Here is a 2,322-nt window from a genome sequence, read left to right as displayed (position 1 = left end):
CTCGGCCCGCGCGACCGCGCCGCGCGCCATGCCGAACTCCTGCTGCGCCTCGTCCCGGCGGGCCTCGGCCTCGGCCAGCTCGCGCCGCGCGGCGTCCTCGTCGCGGCCGTCCGCCTCGCGCCGCCGCTCCTCCAGCGCCGACACCCGCCGCCGCAGCTCCTCCATCCGGTTGCGCGCGACGGCCTTGTCCGCGCCGAGCTGACCGGCGCGGCCCTTCAGCTCGGCGAGCGCCGACTGCGCCTCGGCGACCTGCGCGTCCAGCGCGCCGCCGGTGAGCTGCTCGGCCTCCTTCTCCGCCGCGCGCGCCGCCTGCCGGACGGTCTCGGTCTCCTCCTCCAGCGCGGCCAGCTCGCCCGCGAGCGACGCGTCGCCCTGCGCCGCGTCCACCAGCAGCCGCGCCTGCCGCGTCCGCCAGTGCCGCAGCGCCGCGGCGACCTCCGCGCGCGCCCGGTCGCGCCGGTCGAACGTCTTCAGCAGCGACGCGGCCTCGCGCTCCCACTCGGCCAGCCGCGCCGTCGCCTCGGCGGCCTTCGCCCGCTCCCGGTGCTCCTCGGCCCGCGAGACACGCTCGGCCTCCAGCTCCCGGTCCAGGCCGGTCAGCGCCGCGATCGCGGAGAAGATCCGCTCCGGGCTGATCTCGTTCAGCGGCTGCGACAGCAGGTTCGTCGCGACCTTCGACCGCACCGAGGTGGACAGGAACGACACGCACCGCACCTGCCCGCCGTACAGCACGCGCGACAGGTCCTTGGCGACGAAGTCGCGGCGGCCCGCGCTGCGCGGCAGCGACGCCCACAGCGCGTCCGCCATCGTCACCCGCTCGGCCTCCGACGCCGCCGACGCCAGGTGGACGCCCTGCCGCCAGCGCAGCTCCAGGTGCGGCGCGTCCGCGTTCACCCGCACCCACACGGTCAGCGCGTCCGAGCCGTCCCCGTCGGCGTGGTCGAACACCCCGACGATGTAGCCGTGGTCGGCCGACGCCCACTGCTGGTCGCCCTGCGCGGCCAGCTCGGCGTTGAACAGCAGCTCCGACACCGCCCGCGCGCCCGACGCGAACCGCCACTGCTCGTCGCCGAGCAGCGCGGTGATCGAGGCGATGAACGACGACTTGCCCGCGCCGTTGGAGTCCTTCGGCCCCTGCCCGGCGACGACGATCAGCGTCCCCGGCACGGTCGGCACCGGATGCGTCGACAACCGCGAGATGTTCACCGCCTGGACGGCGACCAGCGTGCGGCCCCCGACGACGTTCTCGGCGTCGGCTCCGCCGCGGGCCGGTCCCGGCACCAGCGGATCGAGGACGGCGGTCACGAATCATCCCCCTGAACTGCGACTTCCCGCGCCTCCACCGGCGCGGCCTCCTGCACGTCGTCCCCCCGCACGCCCCGCCGCGCCCCCTCGCGCCCACAGTCCGCCCCAGTCCCGCGCCCGACGGCGGCCTCGCGTTCGGCCTGGCGGGCGCGGTCGCGGCTGCGGCGGCGCGCGCGGATCGTCGCGGCGAGCGGCGAGTCCGGCCCGGCCGCGAGGATCAGCTCCTCCTGGAGGCGGCGGCGGGCGCCCGGCGTGAGCCGGTGGAACTGCGGGCCGGGCACGAACCCGCCCGCGTCCGCGCCGTCGCTCCGGCCGTCCGCGCGGACCTGCGCCACCAGCCCGGCCAGCCGCAGCCGGCGCAGCGCCGACTCCAGCTCGCCGATCGGGAGCTGCGAGCGCCGCCGCAGCTCCTCCAGCGGCGTCGGGTGCGGCGACAGCCAGGTGTCGTCCGGCAGCCGTCCCGCCGCGCGCGGGATCGCCACCGAGTGGATCAGCACGAGCGTCAGGACGGCCCGGTCGCCCGCGGGCGGCACGCACTCCGGGTCGCGCGCCAGCTCCTCGGCGACCTCGTCCCGGTATCCCGACGTCCAAGTCTTCCGGTCCGCCCTGATCAGCGTGCGTCCGGACAGGTTCAGCATCGCCTCGACCGTCCGGCGGGACGCGGGCTCGCGCAGCGCCGCGAACCGCGCCTCCGGCACCGGCTCGGCCGCGTGCTCCACGGCCATGTACGCCGCCACCAGCTCCGACCGCCGCCGCTCGTCGTAGGAGCGCAGCAGCGGCTCGAACGGCTCACTCATCCCCGAGCACCCCCTGCGGCGGCTCGGGCAGGCGGCGCAGCAGGTCGCGCAGGGGGGCGAGGGCGTCGTCGCGCCACAGCGCCACCCGCGGGCCCGGCCGGACGACCCCGGCCGCCTCGTCCAGCAGCAGCCAGCCGGTCTCCGCCAGCCGCCGCAGCTCGCCGGTCGCCCAGCGGCGCGCCAGCTCGGCGTCCCCGCGCGACATCCCGCCGTACACCTC

At 77.6% G+C, this 2,322-nt stretch carries 1 protein-coding gene and 2 pseudogenes; all 3 read right to left on the bottom strand.

The window, feature by feature from the left end:
- Window positions 1–1,305 (bottom strand): annotated as a pseudogene (locus tag AB0J52_RS36845) (chromosome partitioning protein ParA); the annotation flags it as partial.
- Window positions 1,302–2,102 carry a DprA-like winged helix domain-containing protein gene (locus AB0J52_RS36840; protein WP_500187540.1) on the bottom strand — a complete coding sequence of 267 codons (801 nt, stop codon included), beginning with the start codon at window positions 2,100–2,102 and terminating at the stop codon, window positions 1,302–1,304. The pseudogene AB0J52_RS36845 and the gene AB0J52_RS36840, both read right to left, overlap by 4 nt.
- Window positions 2,095–2,322: pseudogene (locus tag AB0J52_RS36835) on the bottom strand (hypothetical protein); the annotation flags it as partial. The gene AB0J52_RS36840 and the pseudogene AB0J52_RS36835, both read right to left, overlap by 8 nt.

This window comes from Spirillospora sp. NPDC049652, assembly GCF_040675125.1.
GTDB lineage: Bacteria > Actinomycetota > Actinomycetes > Streptosporangiales > Streptosporangiaceae > Spirillospora.
Note: the sequence above shows the minus strand (reverse complement) of the source record. Positions and strands in the feature narration are given on the sequence as shown.